This is a genomic window from Clostridium sp. OS1-26 (genome assembly GCF_030915445.1).
Lineage (GTDB): Bacteria > Bacillota > Clostridia > Clostridiales > Clostridiaceae > Clostridium_AM.
Map to the genome: position 1 here is coordinate 369,997 of NZ_CP133264.1, position 16,008 is coordinate 386,004.

Below are 16,008 nucleotides of genomic sequence, written 5' to 3' on the forward strand. Positions count from 1 at the left end.
AAGTTGCATATGACAAATAAGTATTATTGTGTTAAACTTTGTCATGTAAAATAATAAGCCCCTTTACTTGGGGCTTATGAGTATATAATCTAGTTTGTTAATCTAAAGTCCTTTATAATTAGCTGTAGATTGGTATTCCCGTTATACTCATTAATTGACGGTGAAAATATTAAATCCATTTTTATATTAGCAGGATTATTATTTAAAATATCTAGAAGCTTTTCTTCTCCGTATGTATCCTCTATCAGTGTTTTAAACTTTTCTGCTCCATCAAAGCATATGGCATCAATCTTTTCAAAGCTTCCTTGAGGTCTACAGTAAAGCTTAAGTATATTCTTTTCTTTTCCTATAAAATAGGCTCTAAATATGGTTACATTTTTTTCTGCAAAAATAGGCGCGGAGTTCCCCTTTCCAAAAGGTTCTAGCTGTTCTATATCCTCAATTAATTTAAATGTTATTTCATTTAAATTCAACTGTTTATCTATTCTTATTTTAGGTATTGTATCTTCATTGGTCAGAACACAGCTATCATTTAAAGCCTTTCTTAACTTATCTATATTTTCTTCTTTTATTGATAATCCAGCCGCTAAAGGATGTCCTCCAAACTTTTCAATTAGATCTTTGCATTTTATAAGTTCTTCGAACATATTATATTCTTCGATAGACCTGCCAGAGCCCTTAGGCATTTTTTCACCTTGCGTTAGCACAATTGATGGAACATTATATTTTTCCTTAAGCCTTCCCGCCACTATTCCGGCTATACTTTCGTGGACATCTGGCTTATATACAACTAAAACTTTATCGTCCTTCATTTTAGAATTTTCTATTATGTCTATAATTTCATTTACACTTTCAACGGTCATGTTCTGTCTTTCTATATTTAAAGCATGAAGCTTTGTTGCAAGCTCTGATGCTCCTTTTTCATCTTTATGTAGTAAAAGTTGCAGCGCTAAGTTAGCACTTTCCAATCTTCCTGTAGCATTAATACAAGGTCCTAAGACAAAACCTATATGATAAGAGCTTATTTTTTTTCCCTCTAGTGACGTTGCTTTTATTAATGCTTTTATTCCTATATTTTGAGTCTGGTTTATCATTCTCAATCCATTTTTAGCAATTATTCTGTTTTCATCAACTAAATCTACAACATCGCATATTGTTCCTATTGCCGCATACTGCATAAAATCATAAGCTTCTTCTTTATTTATACCCATTTTTTCATAAAGTACTTGAATAAACTTAAATGCAACTCCTGCTCCACATAGAGACTTAAAGGGATAACTGCAATCTTTTTGTTTTGGATTTATTACAGCATCCGCTTGAGGAACTACAAATTCTCTTTGATTATTTTCAAGTTCTATAAAAGGTATATCATGATGATCTGTAACTATAACACTCATGCCGAGCTCTTTGGCAAGTTTAATTTGCTCAATAGCTGAAATACCATTGTCACAAGTTATTAAAACTTCATATCCCTCTTCTTTTAACTGTTTTAAGCTTTCACTATTTATGCCATATCCTTCAGTAATTCTGTCTGGTATATGGTATTTTACGTTGGCTTCACATCTCAATAATGATGAATACAAAATATATGTGCTGATTATTCCATCCGCATCATAGTCTCCATAGACTACAATTTTTTTGTTATTTTTTAAAGCATTTATCATTATATCTGTGCCTTTGTCCATGTCCTTCATTAGCAGCGGATTATGTAAGTAACCTATATCAGGGTTCATAAATTTTCTTATATCTTCTTCTGTGTTTACATCTCTATTTACTAATATGGAAGCTATGATTTCGCTTATTTCAGTGTTTTGTGATAATTTTTTAATGTCAATTTTACTTCGTCTTAACATCCATTTACTATTTATCAAACATTTTCACCTCTCTCCTTATATATTATACTATAATAATTTTGCGGCGCAAAATAGGAAATCTGAATCGCAGCTTTTTTATTATGTTATAATATTAATATAATTAGAAAAATATTGTAAAACAAAAATAGAAAGGTGGATGGTTTTTATGAGTAAAGAAATATCAAAAAATTTTTTAAAGGCTGATGTGTTTAAGGAATTAGATAATATTGAAACAGATCAAGAAAAAGAATTACCGCAACCTCCTGTTCAAAAAAGTTGTTCACCTTCTTCATCTTTAATTGATCTAGTTTCTGTAGAAAATTTTAATTGCGGCCAGATGAGTGTTTTAGATGTATTAAAATGTAGAAAGACTAGACGTCTTTTTACAGATGAGCAATTATCTTTGGAAGAACTTTCATTTCTACTTTGGAGTGTTCAAGGAGTAAAAAAGATAGTTAATAAAGGATATGCTACGTTAAGGACTGTGCCTTCTGCAGGAGCTAGACATCCCTTTGAAACTTACTTAGCTATTTTAAAGGTAGAAGGTCTTAAAAGTGGCTTATATAGGTATTTACCATTAGAGCATAAACTTTTATTTATAAATGCTATAGATGGCCTTGATAAAAAACTTAGTTCTGCTACTTTTAATCAAAGATTTGTAGCTAAATCCGCAGTAACCTTCATATGGACTGCAATCCCTTATAGAACGGAATGGCGCTATGATATAGCTGCACCTAAACTTATAGCTCTCGATGCTGGCCATATGTGTGAAAATTTATATCTATCAGCAGAATCAATAAGCTCTGGTGTTTGTGCCATAGCTGCTTATGATCAAGATAAAATAGATGAACTTTTAAATATAGACGGTGAAAATGAATTTACAGTTTATTTATCCTCAGTTGGAAAAATAGAAAAGGTATAGTGCTTAGCTATACCTTTTCTATTTCAATTACTTTATATCCTGCATCATCTATCGCTTCTTTAATTTCATCATTCTTTAGGTTTGGATTGCTTTCTAAAAATGCTGTTTTAGTTCTCACATCTACAGCTACTGATTTTACTCCGGGCAATTCCATTAAGGCACTGTGAATTTGCTTTACACAATTTTTACAGCTTATTCCTTCAACTGTTAGTATTCTTCTCATGTACATCACCCCTTATATCTTTAGATTTAATATATTTTACCCAATTTACCATATTATATAACTTTAACTTAATGTATTTAATTATATTTTATCTATTTCTTAACACTTTGTAAAATAATTCTAAATATTTTTAATAAAAAGTTAATTTCCAGGAATCAATATCTGTATAGTTGGCTTATTAAGGACCTTGTTAATAACCTTTAATATTTTTTCTTCATTAATATAATGAAACTCTGCTGCTTCATCATATACTTTCTTAGCCTCTCCATACATTAGCTCATAAGTAGCCAGTTCTTTACAAAGCTGAATTGATTTTTCAAGTTTCAGTTGTCTTTTAAGTTTTATACCTCTGCATAATGAATTCATTTTCTTCTCATTAAAATATCCTGTACTATTTTTAATTTTATATATGCTATCATTAACTATAGATAAAGTTCTCTCTAAGTTTTCCTCTGATGTTGCTATATTAATAGTAAAAAACTTTATGCCTCTTTCATTTTTAATAAAGCTTCCTACATCATAAGCAAGACCGTTTTTTGTTCTTATTTCATCAAACAATATGCCGCTGGTACCTTCTCCAAAAGCTGCATTAAATACACTTAATGCTTTTATTTCCTCTTCCTCTAGATCATCAATATTAAAAAGGTATTGCAATTTAGCACCTTTTATGTTGGAGATTTTCTCAGTAAATGTTCCATATTGATTAAATTCTCTTTCATCCTCTTCAATGCTGCAAAAGCTTTTTTTCCAATTTTTGAAATACTTTTCTACTACAAAAATTACATCTTCAACAGTTAATGAAGAACATATGCTTATAACACAATTTTCAGGTGCATAGTACCTATCATAAAAACTTTTTATATCATCTAAAGTAATAGCTTTTACACTTTCTTCTGTACCAATTATTAAATCTTTAATTCTCTTTTTATTAAAAGCATTACTTAATAAGCTATCTTCACAATGTTGGTATACATCATCTTTCCATTCCTTAAGCTCTTCTAATATAATATTTATCTCTTCTTTAAATCCTTGCTCTGGAAAGGTAGTATTCAAAATCATATCAGAATAAAGTTCGAAGCCTCTCTCAAAATCCTGTGAAAGTGAGGTTCCATAATAAATCACATAAGGGAAGTTTGTCATTGCATTTTCAAATCCAAAAATCTCATCACAAAGTTCATTTATTTCTTTTTCAGTTCTGTTCTTTGTTCCCTTTGATATCATGTGCTCTACAGCATGAGCAGTACCGAGCTTGAACTTATCTCTTTCCTCTAACGCACCTGCATTAAAACCGATGCAAAAGGATGTAATATCCGCAGCTCTATATTCATATATTAATTTTATTCCATTTTTTAATATGTGTTTTTCCATAACAACCTCCAAAATTAAATATATAGATATCCATTCTAAATAATTGACTTATTCTTGACTAAATACATTGATATACAAGGCTTCTAATGAAGGAATAAGTCAACTTTATGGTTAAGAAATCTATATAGAGAAACTAACTGACCGCCTAGTAACCCTATATATTCAAATTTCATATCTAGCTCAATTATACTTTTCTTCCAAAGTAAAATAAAGAGGGCCTTTAGCCCTCTTTAATATATTTATATACCCTTTATCTATCCATATATAACTAATAATCCTCAAGTATATATGGTATAGTTACCATAGCTATATTTCTTCTTTTTAAAAGCATTGTTCTAATAACTAATGATGTTTGATTATGAAGTATATTTCCCCACCATGTAGTAGTTATAAACTGAGGCATTACCACAGTTACCGTATCCATAGGTCCTGCTGCATATTCTTCCGATTCAATAAATTTAACCAATGGACTTACAATGTTTCTATATGGTGATTTTTTTACAACTATAGGGATACCTACACCATATTCATCCCATTTTTTTAGAAGTTTTGCGGTAGCTACATCATCAACGGATACATGGAAAAGTATTATATTATCAGATATAGTTCTCGCATAATTTAACGCCTTCAAGAATGATTTATTTAAAGTATCAATTGGAACTATAACGTATCTTTTTTGTTCTGCTAAATCTATATGCTTTGGTCTTTCGCATATATCTAGTTTTAATTGCTTTGCAACTTTTTCATAGTGATGTCTTATTTTTAACATTATTGTAACAAATATAGGCATCAAAATGCAAACAATCCAAGCACCATGTAAAAATTTAGTTACTCCAATTATTATAACAGTTACAAAGGTAACTACTGCACCCATTCCATTAATTGCTGCCTTATGTCTCCAGCCTTTTTCTTTTGTTCTAAACCATCTTGTTAACATACCAGTCTGAGACAACGTAAAAGATATAAATACTCCAACAGCATATAGCGGCATCAAAAGGTGAGTTTCTCCTCTAAATAATATAACCAAAATTGACGCCATGAAAGATAAAGCTATAATTCCGTTAGAAAAACCTAGTCTTTTTCCTCTTTTAGTAAACTGTCTTGGTACATATCCATCCTTAGCCATAAGCGCTAAAAGCAATGGAAGTCCTGCAAAGGCAGTATTAGCAGCCATTATTAATATAATTGCTGTAGTTGCCTGAATTAAATAGAACATAAAGCCTGTACCAAAAACCTGCGAAGCTATCTGCGCTATTACTGTAACCTCTAAGCTAGGTACTGCATGGTATAAAGTTGCCAGATATGATAATCCACCAAATATAAGCAGTACTATAAGGGCAAGCATTCCTAAAACTGTTTTTGCATTTTTTTGTGCTGGATCTTTAAAGTTTGGAATACCATTACTAACTGCTTCTATTCCAGTTAAGGCTGTACACCCTGAAGCAAAAGCCCTAAGAAATAAAAATAAAGCTATATCTCCTGTGGCATTCGGTATTGAAAACATTGCATGAGGAGTGTATCCAAATATATATACTTTAACCATTCCTATTACTATCATAGATAAAACGGATATCATAAATAAGTAAGTAGGAATACCAAATATCTTAGAAGACTCTCTTATTCCCCTAAGATTTCCTATAGTTAATAGTATTATAAAACCAATTGTTATAGATATCTTATGTGGTAAAAGTGACGGAAATGCCGACGTTATAGCTGCCGTTCCCGCACTAGTACTTACTGCAACAGTTAGAATATAATCTATAGTAAGTGATGCTCCTGCTGTAAGTCCTGGTATAGTTCCAAGGTTATCCTTTGCAACTATATAAGCTCCACCACCATTAGGATAGTTATCAATTGTTTGTCTGTAAGAAAATACTAATAAAAACATCAAAAATACTATACATAGTGCCGCATAAAACATATATTTGTAGGACATTAATCCTAATATAGGAACAAGTACCCACAATATTTCCTCACCTGCGTATGCTACAGATGATATAGCGTCACTGGATAAAATAGGCAAACCCCAAAACACATTAAACTTTTCGTCTTTAAGCTCATCTGTTTTAAGAGTCCTACCTATAAGCCATCTTCCTAATTTTATTTCCATTTTTTCCACACCTCAAAAAGTAAATTTTTTATAAATTCTATAGGCATGGAATGATTATATATTATCCTCCAATTTTATCATAACTTTATATCCATATATTTTTCATGGTTTTTAGTTGATATTTCGCATTTTTTAGATATCAGGATTTATCTTTGGGTACTTTTCCTTTAAGATTCTTCTTATAGATTCGTATTAAGCATTTTAAAAATCATCACATTATTCTAAATATACAGCATAATGAATAATTAATTATACACTTATTCTAATTATATATTTAGTATTATAGACAAGCTAAGCACCGTCAAACTTATAATGAATTACGATGGTGTCTTTTTATATTTTATGAATAAAGCTACATTATTTTATTCTTTTTTCGAAGTTATTTTGAATTTATAAGAATTTACTCTCTACAAAATTAACTAGCATAGCTTCTTTCAAATTTTTAACTGTTTCTTCGTTAGCAAGGTTTTCTAGTATTTTAAAAGCAAAGTATATAGCTGTAGCTGGTCCTCTGCTTGTGATAATATTTTTATCCTGCACAACTATTTCCTCACAATATAGTTCTGTACCTAACTCATTTTCAAAGCCTGGATAACAGGTAGCTTTCTTTCCAGTAAGTATATCTGCCTTTCCTAAAACAATTGGACCTGCACAAATGGCAGCTATTAATTTGTCTTCATTATTAAACTTTTTGACAAGATTAATAACTTCTTCACTATTTCTCAGATTGGCAGCACCAGGCATTCCACCAGGAATAACTAATGCATCATATTTATCTACATCAGTTTTCTCTAATAGACTATTTGCTTTTACATGAATACTATGAGAGCCCAATACCTCTTCTTCTCCATTTATAGAGCATGTAATACAATGTACTCCTCCTCTTCTTAGCACATCAACTACCGTAAGAGCTTCAACTTCCTCAAAACCCTTTGCAAGTAAAACTATCGCCTTCTTCATAGTTAACCACCTTTCTTCACCAATTGTTATTCTTTTCTATTATAGCATACAAGGGTAAAAGGCCGAAAGTTGACTTTCGACCTTTTACCCCTGTATCATTATAAAGATCATATAAGCTGAGAAAAACTATTTCGCCCATCTCATTGATCTGTTTACTGCTTCATGCCAGCCTTTTAATAATTCAGTTCTTCTTTCACCCTCCATATTTGGTTCGAAGTTCTTAGAAACAGCCCAATTTGTAGCTACATCATCTTTGTCTTTCCAGTATCCTACTGCGATACCTGCAAGATATGCTGCTCCTAATGCAGTTGTTTCTATAACTTCTGGTCTATCAACCTGTACACCTAATATATCTGATTGGAACTGCATTAAGAAGTCATTTGCGCAAGCTCCTCCATCTACTTTTAATGCTTTTAATTCTATGCCTGAATCCTCCTGCATAGCTTTTAATACATCATAAGTTTGATATGCTAATGATTCTACTGTAGCCCTTATAAAATGCTCTTTCTTTGTTCCTCTTGTTAAGCCTACAATAGTTCCTCTTGCATATTGATCCCAATACGGAGCTCCAAGTCCAACGAAGGCTGGTACTAAATAAACTCCATTTGTATCTTCTACTGCTGTACAATATTTTTCTGATTCTGGTGCTGATTTTATCATTCTAAGCTCATCTCTAAGCCATTGTATTGAAGCTCCACCTATAAATATACTTCCTTCAAGAGCATATTCTACTTTTCCATCTATACCAACAGCTATAGTTGTTAAAAGACCATTTTTAGATTCAACAGCTTTTTCTCCTGTATTCATAAGAAGGAAGCAGCCTGTACCATAAGTATTTTTAGCAGTACCTGGTTTAAAACAAGTTTGACCAAATAATGCTGCTTGTTGATCTCCTGCATCTCCTGCTATTGGAATTGATGCATTAAATAATGCTTTGTCAGTCTCACCATACACACAACTTGATGGCTTTACCTCTGGAAGCATTGACTCTGGTATATCAAGTGCTTCTAATAATTCCTTGTCCCACTTTAATTCATGTATATTATAAAGCATTGTTCTTGACGCATTTGTGTAATCAGTCACATGTACTTTTCCCTTTGTTAAGTTCCATATAAGCCAAGTGTCTATATTACCAAAAACTAAGTTTCCTGCTTCAGCTTCTTTTCTTGCTCCTGGCACATTGTCAAGTATCCACTTTACTTTTGTTCCTGAGAAATATGCATCTAAAACTAAGCCTGTTTTTTCTTTAACTACTTTATCGAAACCTTTTGCTCTTAATTCATCACACATGTTAGCTGTTCTTCTGCACTGCCATACTATTGCATTATAAACTGGGAGACCAGTTCTTCTATCCCACACTACAGTAGTTTCTCTTTGATTAGTAATACCTATAGCTTCTATATCAGTTGCTCCTATATTTGCCTTTAATAATGCCTCTGTTGCAACACTAAATTGAGTAGCCCATATTTCCATTGGGTCATGTTCAACCCAACCTGCTTCTGGATATATTTGCTTAAATTCTTTTTGAGCCACACTTACAACTAGTCCTTTTTTATTGAATATAATACATCTTGAGCTTGTAGTTCCCTGATCCAATGCCATTATATATTTTGCCATAATAATTATCCTCCCTTTAATCAACTAACAAAATTTAACAAACGTTTACACTTCATTGATAACTGCCACCTCTTATCCCCATTTAAATGATGCTTTGATAAGAGGCGGCATTTCTCTGAATTCGTTCAACTAAGGATTAGATATGCTTAAAACTCAATCCGATTTAAGTCTTTCTTTACTCTAAGCTCTCTCACTCTAGAGAGCTTCATTGATTAAATTTTAAATTAAGTTTATAATTCCCATAATTTTTTTTCAGTAGTAGATATAGCTAACGCTCCTGCTGCTAATGAATCCATAACATCTTTTTTTTCTTTTATAAGACCACCTGCTATAATAAATGAGTTAACTTCCTTTTCTAAAAAACTTATTATTTTAGTTGCAATACCAGGCATAACTTCTACAGCAGTTGGTTTTGTCTCTCGAATATTTTTTATCCCTGTTTTTAAAGATAATGAGTCAATTATAAAAATTCTTTGAATAGTATATAATCCAAGGTGATTTCCACATTTGATATTTGAAGCTTTAGTGCTTATTATACCATCTGGATTAGCATATTCTTTTATATATTTAACTCCTGCCGAATCTCCTCTTAATCCCTCAATAAGGTCTATGTGTACAAAAACAATTTTCCCCTTTTCCTTAAGTCTTGCACATACTTTGGAAATATTGATGATATCCCCATATAGTATAAATACGATAGCAGCATTACTGAACAAAACCTTCTCTAAATCCTCATCACTGCTTATAGCTGCTATTACTGGATTTTCTACTAAACTTTCTTTTAAATTAATCATAGTCAAGACTCCTTTAAGTTGTTATATTTTTGGTAATATACTTATTTTACCATTTAGCAGCACTTCATTCAAGGAGAATAGTGTTCCTTCTTGTCCATATCTTTTTAAAGGGTTGTATTATTAGAATACAGCTACAAATAAAAATGCACCAAGTAATGCACCAACTATTGGACCTAAAACCGGAACCCATGAATATCCCCAGTCTGAATCTCCTTTACCAGCTATAGGTAATATTGCATGAGCTATTCTTGGTGCCAAATCTCTAGCTGGATTTAAAGCATATCCTGTTGGTCCGCCTAATGAAAGACCTAGAACCCAGATTAAACCAGCGACAAAAATTGGTCCAAGACCATCAGCAGCCTTTATATTCCCTAAGCCAAGAATTCCAAATACTAAAGTAGCTGTAGCAAGAAGTTCTGTTAAGAAGTTTGAAGGTAAGCTTCTAATAGCTGGGCCTGTACTAAACACCCCAAGCTTAGCACCCTTATCTTCAGTTTCTGCCCAATGTGGTAAGTAAGTTAACCAAACTAGTGTAGCTCCTACAATTCCGCCTGCCATTTGTGCAGCTATATACCCTGGAACCTCAGCACCTGGGAACTTACCAATAGCAGCTAGTGCTATTGTCAGTGCTGGATTGAAATGAGCACTAACTCCACCAAATATTGCTGCAGGAATCCCAACTGCAAATGCCCAAGCAGTAGTAACAACTATCAATCCCGCATTATTTCCTTTAGTTTTAGTAAGAGAAACGTTTGCAACAACACTATCTCCTAAATAAACTAACATTGCTGTGCCCAAAAATTCAGCCATTAAATGTGACATGTTATTACCTCCCAAACATAATTTTGTTTTGAAACATTGATTTGTAACCGGTTACACTAAGCTTTGCAAGATCTAAGTAAGCTCAAGACGTAAAAAAGCCACATCAAAAAAAGTTATTTAAACTCTTTTAAACGCGGCTCTCTAATCTCTGCCTACTTAATATTTTCTTTGTAATTTATATTATACAGCAAGATTTTGCTAATTACAATTAGTAAATAAAAGTTAAATTATTAACTTAGTTTATAGTCATATTATGGCTTTGGTGCTTATATACTATTAGGTTATTTCATTTCTACTTTCTTTATATAATCATCCATAACAACCATTATTATAGGCTTTCCTCTTCCAGCTCTGTTTTGTGTTTTTATATCACTAACGTTTATTTTTTCTTCACTATTCTTTAGTGATTTTACTATGATATTTTTATTTAAATCTTTTTTATTATTTAATAGTGTTGCATATACTACTTCATCATCTTCCTTAAGGCTTATACCTGTAACGCCTGATGCTATTTTACCCATATAATTTACACTATCTCCGTCAAACCTTATGCACATTGCTTTCTTAGTTATCAAAATTACCTCTTCACTACAATTTTTACTACATTGAACATTTATTAAAATGTCTTTTTCATTTTTAAATTTATACCCAATAGTTGAAAGATACTCTCCCCCAAATTCACTCAATGGAGTTTTCTTTACCATACCCTTCTTAGTAAAGAAATATATACTTGCTTCTTCTTCAAAACTTTCTACCGAAATAATGTCAATTATATTATTTTTATTTATGTCGTCCCAAAGTTCAGTTATGTTTATTCCGGTTTTTCCTATATTCTGCAGCATTACTGCAGGCATCGAATATACGACTCCATCATTTGAAAAAACGAAAATTTTTGATGAAGAATTAACTAAAGTATTTATACCTCTGATACCTTTTGACTCATCTAGAGCTTTAATTGTTCCCATTTTATCAATACATATATTAAAACTTTTGTGTGAGAACTCCTCTGTAAATTCTATACTCATTACTTTATCCTTTGAACATAGATTAAAAACTTGAGTACTCATTATATTTCTGTCAGCAGCCTCTAATTTAGGCTCTTTTAGAGTAAAGCATAAACCTAATTCTGTTTTGATGTTTATAAATTTTTCATCCCTATCTTTTTCTACGCATTTAACATCTATAAGCTCTTCTGTATTTTTTAGCTTTAAGGCCATGATTTTAGTGTAATTTGTATTAAATTTACTTATCTCTGTCTTTTTCATAGCTCCACTGCTTGTAAACAGTATAAAATCTTTCTGCGCATTTAGATTATCAACGCTGTGGATTGCTATGACTTTTTCTTCATTAAGATCAATTCCTCGTATTATACTATCCAGCCTTTCGCCTTTTTCTTTCCACTTAAACTCAGGAATATTAATCCCCTTAGTTTGATACATATTCCCTTTATCAGTAAAGAACATTAAAACATCTTTTGTATTTGAATTAATAATGTATCTATTAAAATCACCTTCTCTATACTCTATATCGCTTACTTCTGCATTGGAACGATTATAAGTTTTTAGAGAAATTCTTTTAATGAAACCTTCATTTGACATTGTTATAACAATGTCCTCTTCTACTATAAGTTCTTCCACATCTATTTTGGCTTCTTCATCATTTTCGATTACAGTAGTTTTTCTTTCATCTGCATACTTTTCCTTTATTTCTAGAAGCTCTTTCTTTATTACTTTAAAAAGCTCTTTTTCGCTTCCTAGTATTTTATTAAGCTTTTTTATTTCTTTTTCCAGCTCTTTATATTCCTTTTCAAAGGCTACAATCTCAAGTCCAGTAAGTCTATAAAGCATAAGCTCTAATATAGCTTCTGTCTGAATTTCCGTGAATCCAAACTTATCCATAAGATTTTTACTAGCATCTTTTTTTGACTTTGAAGCCCTTATGGTTTCTATGATTTCATCCATTATGCCTATTGCTTTAATGAATCCCTCAACAATGTGAAATCTTTTTGAGGCTATCATAAGTTCTCTTTCTGTTCTTTTTGTAACAACTTCTTTCTGATAGTTTACATAATGATGAAATATAGATTTTAATCCCAATGTTTGAGGTTTTCCATCAGCTAGTGCAACCATATTAAAAGAAATATTGCACTGCAGGTCAGTTCTCTTAAATAAGTACTTAAGGACCTTATCTACCATATCCTCATCTACAGACTTTTTAAACTCTATTACTGCTCTAACTCCAGTTCTATCAGATTCATCTCTAATATCCGAAATTGCTTCTAAGGCTTTAGAATGCTTTTTATCTGCAGTCATTTCAGAAATAGTTTGAAGCAGCTTTGCTTTACTTCTTCTATATGGAAACTCGGTAATTACTATACCTAGTCTTCCATTCTCCAGTCTTTCAATAGAAGTTTTCGCTCTTAATGTAACTCTACCTTCTCCAGTTTCATAGGCAGATATAAGAGAATTCTTTCCTATTATAATACCACCTGTTGGAAGGTCTGGTCCCTTAACATAATTCATAATCTCTTTAGTAGTTATTTCTGGATTATCGATGTAAGCAATAGACGCATCTATTGTTTCTCCTAAATTATGTGGTGGTATATTAGTGGCAAGACCTACAGCTATACCAAAAGCTCCATTAACAAGCAAGTTTGGATATCTTGCCGGTAATACTTCTGGTTCTTTTTCAGATCCAGAGTAGTTATCCACCATGTTAACTACTCCTTTTTCTATATCTCTTATCATTTCCATAGCAATAGGCGTAAGTTTTGCCTCTGTGTAACGCATAGCCGCTGCATTGTCTCCATCTTGAGATCCCCAATTTCCCTGTCCATCAATTAATGGTTCTCTTGTTGTAAAATCTTGAGCCAGTATTACCATAGCATCATAAACAGATGTATCTCCATGTGGGTGATATTTACCTAATATATCCCCTACTATTCTTGCTGACTTATAATATGGTCTGTCTGGAAATGCTTTAAGCATATATGACCCATATATTATTCTTCTATGCACAGGCTTTAATCCATCTCGTACATCTGGAAGTGCTCTATCTTTTGCTACTTCTACCGCATATGGAAGATAGTTATCTGGCATAGCTTCTTCAATAGAAATTTTAATTATATTTTTATCACTTGGAATAGTTGTCTGTTTTTTAGCCATTACCTAACTTCCTCTCCCTAAAATTCCGCATACTTATACATATAATTTTTTCTTGGTGCTACTACATCTCCCATAAGCAGCGATACCATTTTCTCTGCCTTAGATGCATCCTCTATTGTAATCTGATGCAGAGTTCTTGTTTCTGGATTTAGCGTAGTTTCCCAAAGCTGCTGAGGGTTCATTTCTCCAAGACCTTTATATCTTTGGAGCAGTGCACCTTTTCCTACCTCTTTTTTTACTTTTTCTAGTTCATCATCACTGTAAGCATATTTCACAATTTCTCCGCCTTTTCCCTGCTTATATACTTTATACAAAGGTGGCTGTGCTAAATAAAGGTGTCCATTAGCTATTATTGATCTCATATATCTATAGATGTATGTCATCCATAATGTTCTAATATGATACCCGTCCACATCAGCATCTGACATTATTATTATCTTGTCATACTTTAAATCATCTTCTTTACAATTATCTAAAACTCCAGTACCTATAGCTGTATTGAATATCTTAAGCTCCTCACTTCCAAGTACGTTTTCAAGCTTCTGCTTTTCGGTATTCATTATTTTACCTTTAGAAGGCATTATAGTCTGGAATCTTCTGTCTCTAGCCTGCTTTGCAGAGCCTCCTGCAGAATCCCCCTCAACTACAATAAATTCACAAACAGTAGGATCTTTCATAGTACATACCGCTATTTTTCCTGCTAGCGGTGCAGTACCTTTTCCTATTTTCTTTTTTTCCGCTTCATTTATCTTTTTAATCTTTTCGCGTCTTGCAGCTGCATCTAGGGCATTATTTATCATAGATGCTGCAGTGTCCTTGTTATCCTCTATCCACTCAGAAAATTTAGTATAAGCTAAATCGTTCATCATGGTATAAGCTTCTGTATTTCCAAGCTTAGTTTTGGTCTGACCTTCAAATATAGGATTACTTATTTTGATTCTGGCTATAGCAGTCATTCCTTCTCTTAAGTCATCCCCTTCAAAGTCCTTATCTTTCTCTTTTACCAAATTAAGCTTTTTAGCCCATTCCTTAAAGGCCCTAGTCATGCCAGTTTTAAAACCGCTTTCATGAGTTCCTGATTCCGTAGTTGGAATATTATTTACGTAACTAGCTATATATTCCGTAGTAGAGTCAGTGAACTGAACACATACCTCACCATACATGTTTAAACCATTTACTTCTCTTTCTCCATCGAATAAAATAGGTGGGTTATGAAGCGGCGTTTTGCTTTCATTTAGATAATCTATAAAATCCAGTAGTCCTCTTTCAGAATGATACTCTTTTTCCACTACTTCATCTTTTCTATTGTCAACTAATTTTAACGTTATTCCTTTATTTTGAAATGCTAATTCTTGAAGTCTTTCATCTATAACTTCAAACTTAAACTCAGTAACAGAAAAAACATCTTTGTCCGGCATAAAAGTTACTTTTGTACCTGTCTCCTTAGTACTTCCTAAAGTTTCTAATGATGTCACAGGAGTTCCTGGCATTTCTCTTTTCACAGTTCTATCATATGCATTCTCAAACCGCTGTTTATAGATACGTCCATTCTGTTTTACTTCTACTTCAAGCCATTTTGATAGTGCATTAACTACAGCAGCTCCAACACCATGTAATCCTCCAGAAGTCTTATATACATCGTTGTTAAATTTTCCTCCTGTATGAAGTTCAGTAAACACCATTTCAACACCAGATTTTTTCTTAGTAGGGTGCACTCCAGTAGGTATTCCTCTTCCATTATCTACAATAGTTACAGTCTTATCTTTATTTAAAATAACAGCAGCACTATCTCCGAATCCATTTGATATTTCATCTATAGCATTGTCCAATATTTCCCATATACAGTGATGAAGTCCTTTAATTCCTGTAGAACCTATATACATTCCTGGTCTTACTCGAACCGGTTCTAGTTTTTCTAAGGAAGTTAAGGCTGTTACATCATAGACCTGTACTCTTTCCTCTTTTTGTTCCATCTGCTTCCTCCTTTTAGTCGGAACACTGGGTAATTTTGCTTGTTTCCCTTCGGGTACTGGGTAACTTAATATTTTCGCTTCCGCTCACAAGTTACCCGTAAAAGTTCATTTAGAACTTTTACCTAGCAAAATTACCCGTTAAAGTCCATTTAGGACTTTAACCTCCAAATTTTATTTATACTTATCCGTAGTATTCTTTGTT

Annotated in this window: 11 protein-coding genes; 1 reads left to right on the forward strand and 10 read right to left on the reverse strand. The window is 32.5% G+C overall.

Annotation, left to right across the window (positions count from 1 at the left end):
• Positions 1–89: 89 nt before the first annotated feature.
• Positions 90–1,868, reverse strand: a complete 1,779-nt coding sequence (gene recJ, locus RCG18_RS01870) for a single-stranded-DNA-specific exonuclease RecJ (protein WP_308041947.1) — start codon at positions 1,866–1,868, stop codon at positions 90–92.
• A 151-nt stretch (positions 1,869–2,019) separates the two neighbouring features.
• Here recJ and RCG18_RS01875 point away from each other — a divergent pair, with 151 nt between their 5' ends.
• Positions 2,020–2,775 (forward strand): SagB/ThcOx family dehydrogenase, encoded by a 756-nt coding sequence (locus RCG18_RS01875; protein WP_308039747.1) that lies wholly within the window; start codon positions 2,020–2,022, stop codon positions 2,773–2,775.
• 7 nt (positions 2,776–2,782) lie between these two features.
• Here the strand turns inward: RCG18_RS01875 and RCG18_RS01880 are convergent, their stop codons facing one another.
• From RCG18_RS01880 to RCG18_RS01920, 9 genes are all read right to left on the reverse strand, one after another.
• Positions 2,783–2,998 (reverse strand): heavy-metal-associated domain-containing protein, encoded by a 216-nt coding sequence (locus tag RCG18_RS01880; RefSeq protein ID WP_178906361.1) that lies wholly within the window; start codon positions 2,996–2,998, stop codon positions 2,783–2,785.
• Positions 2,999–3,139: 141 nt separating this feature from the next.
• Positions 3,140–4,366, reverse strand: coding sequence for a pitrilysin family protein (locus tag RCG18_RS01885; RefSeq protein WP_308039748.1), 1,227 nt, complete (start codon positions 4,364–4,366; stop codon positions 3,140–3,142).
• A 268-nt stretch (positions 4,367–4,634) separates the two neighbouring features.
• Positions 4,635–6,476: an APC family permease gene (locus RCG18_RS01890; protein ID WP_308039749.1), complete on the reverse strand. Its 1,842-nt coding sequence runs from the start codon at positions 6,474–6,476 to the stop codon at positions 4,635–4,637.
• A gap of 390 nt (positions 6,477–6,866) precedes the next feature.
• Positions 6,867–7,436, reverse strand: coding sequence for a DJ-1 family glyoxalase III (locus RCG18_RS01895; RefSeq protein WP_308039750.1), 570 nt, complete (start codon positions 7,434–7,436; stop codon positions 6,867–6,869).
• Between the two features lie 126 nt (positions 7,437–7,562).
• Complete coding sequence (gene glpK / locus RCG18_RS01900) at positions 7,563–9,053, reverse strand: glycerol kinase GlpK (RefSeq protein ID WP_308039752.1); 1,491 nt, start codon at positions 9,051–9,053, stop codon at positions 7,563–7,565.
• A gap of 230 nt (positions 9,054–9,283) precedes the next feature.
• A complete protein-coding gene (locus RCG18_RS01905; protein WP_308041948.1) occupies positions 9,284–9,844 on the reverse strand; it encodes a glycerol-3-phosphate responsive antiterminator in 561 nt (186 codons plus the stop codon).
• Between the two features lie 123 nt (positions 9,845–9,967).
• A complete protein-coding gene (locus RCG18_RS01910) occupies positions 9,968–10,669 on the reverse strand; it encodes an MIP/aquaporin family protein (protein ID WP_308039753.1) in 702 nt (233 codons plus the stop codon).
• A gap of 281 nt (positions 10,670–10,950) precedes the next feature.
• Positions 10,951–13,833, reverse strand: coding sequence for a DNA topoisomerase IV subunit A (locus tag RCG18_RS01915; protein ID WP_308039754.1), 2,883 nt, complete (start codon positions 13,831–13,833; stop codon positions 10,951–10,953).
• 17 nt (positions 13,834–13,850) lie between these two features.
• Positions 13,851–15,806, reverse strand: a complete 1,956-nt coding sequence (locus RCG18_RS01920) for a DNA topoisomerase IV subunit B (protein WP_308039755.1) — start codon at positions 15,804–15,806, stop codon at positions 13,851–13,853.
• Between the last annotated feature and the right edge of the window lie 202 nt (positions 15,807–16,008).

Excerpts from the sequence above, each read along its gene's own strand:
- RCG18_RS01875 (WP_308039747.1), top strand. The coding sequence starts at position 2,020 with ATGAGTAAAGAAATATCAAAAAATTTTTTAAAGGCTGATGTGTTTAAG.
- RCG18_RS01880 (WP_178906361.1), bottom strand. The coding sequence starts at position 2,998 with ATGAGAAGAATACTAACAGTTGAAGGAATAAGCTGTAAAAATTGTGTA.
- RCG18_RS01885 (WP_308039748.1), bottom strand. The coding sequence starts at position 4,366 with ATGGAAAAACACATATTAAAAAATGGAATAAAATTAATATATGAATAT.
- RCG18_RS01890 (WP_308039749.1), bottom strand. The coding sequence starts at position 6,476 with ATGGAAATAAAATTAGGAAGATGGCTTATAGGTAGGACTCTTAAAACA.
- RCG18_RS01895 (WP_308039750.1), bottom strand. The coding sequence starts at position 7,436 with ATGAAGAAGGCGATAGTTTTACTTGCAAAGGGTTTTGAGGAAGTTGAA.
- glpK (WP_308039752.1), bottom strand. The coding sequence starts at position 9,053 with ATGGCAAAATATATAATGGCATTGGATCAGGGAACTACAAGCTCAAGA.
- RCG18_RS01910 (WP_308039753.1), bottom strand. The coding sequence starts at position 10,669 with ATGTCACATTTAATGGCTGAATTTTTGGGCACAGCAATGTTAGTTTAT.
- RCG18_RS01915 (WP_308039754.1), bottom strand. The coding sequence starts at position 13,833 with ATGGCTAAAAAACAGACAACTATTCCAAGTGATAAAAATATAATTAAA.
- RCG18_RS01920 (WP_308039755.1), bottom strand. The coding sequence starts at position 15,806 with ATGGAACAAAAAGAGGAAAGAGTACAGGTCTATGATGTAACAGCCTTA.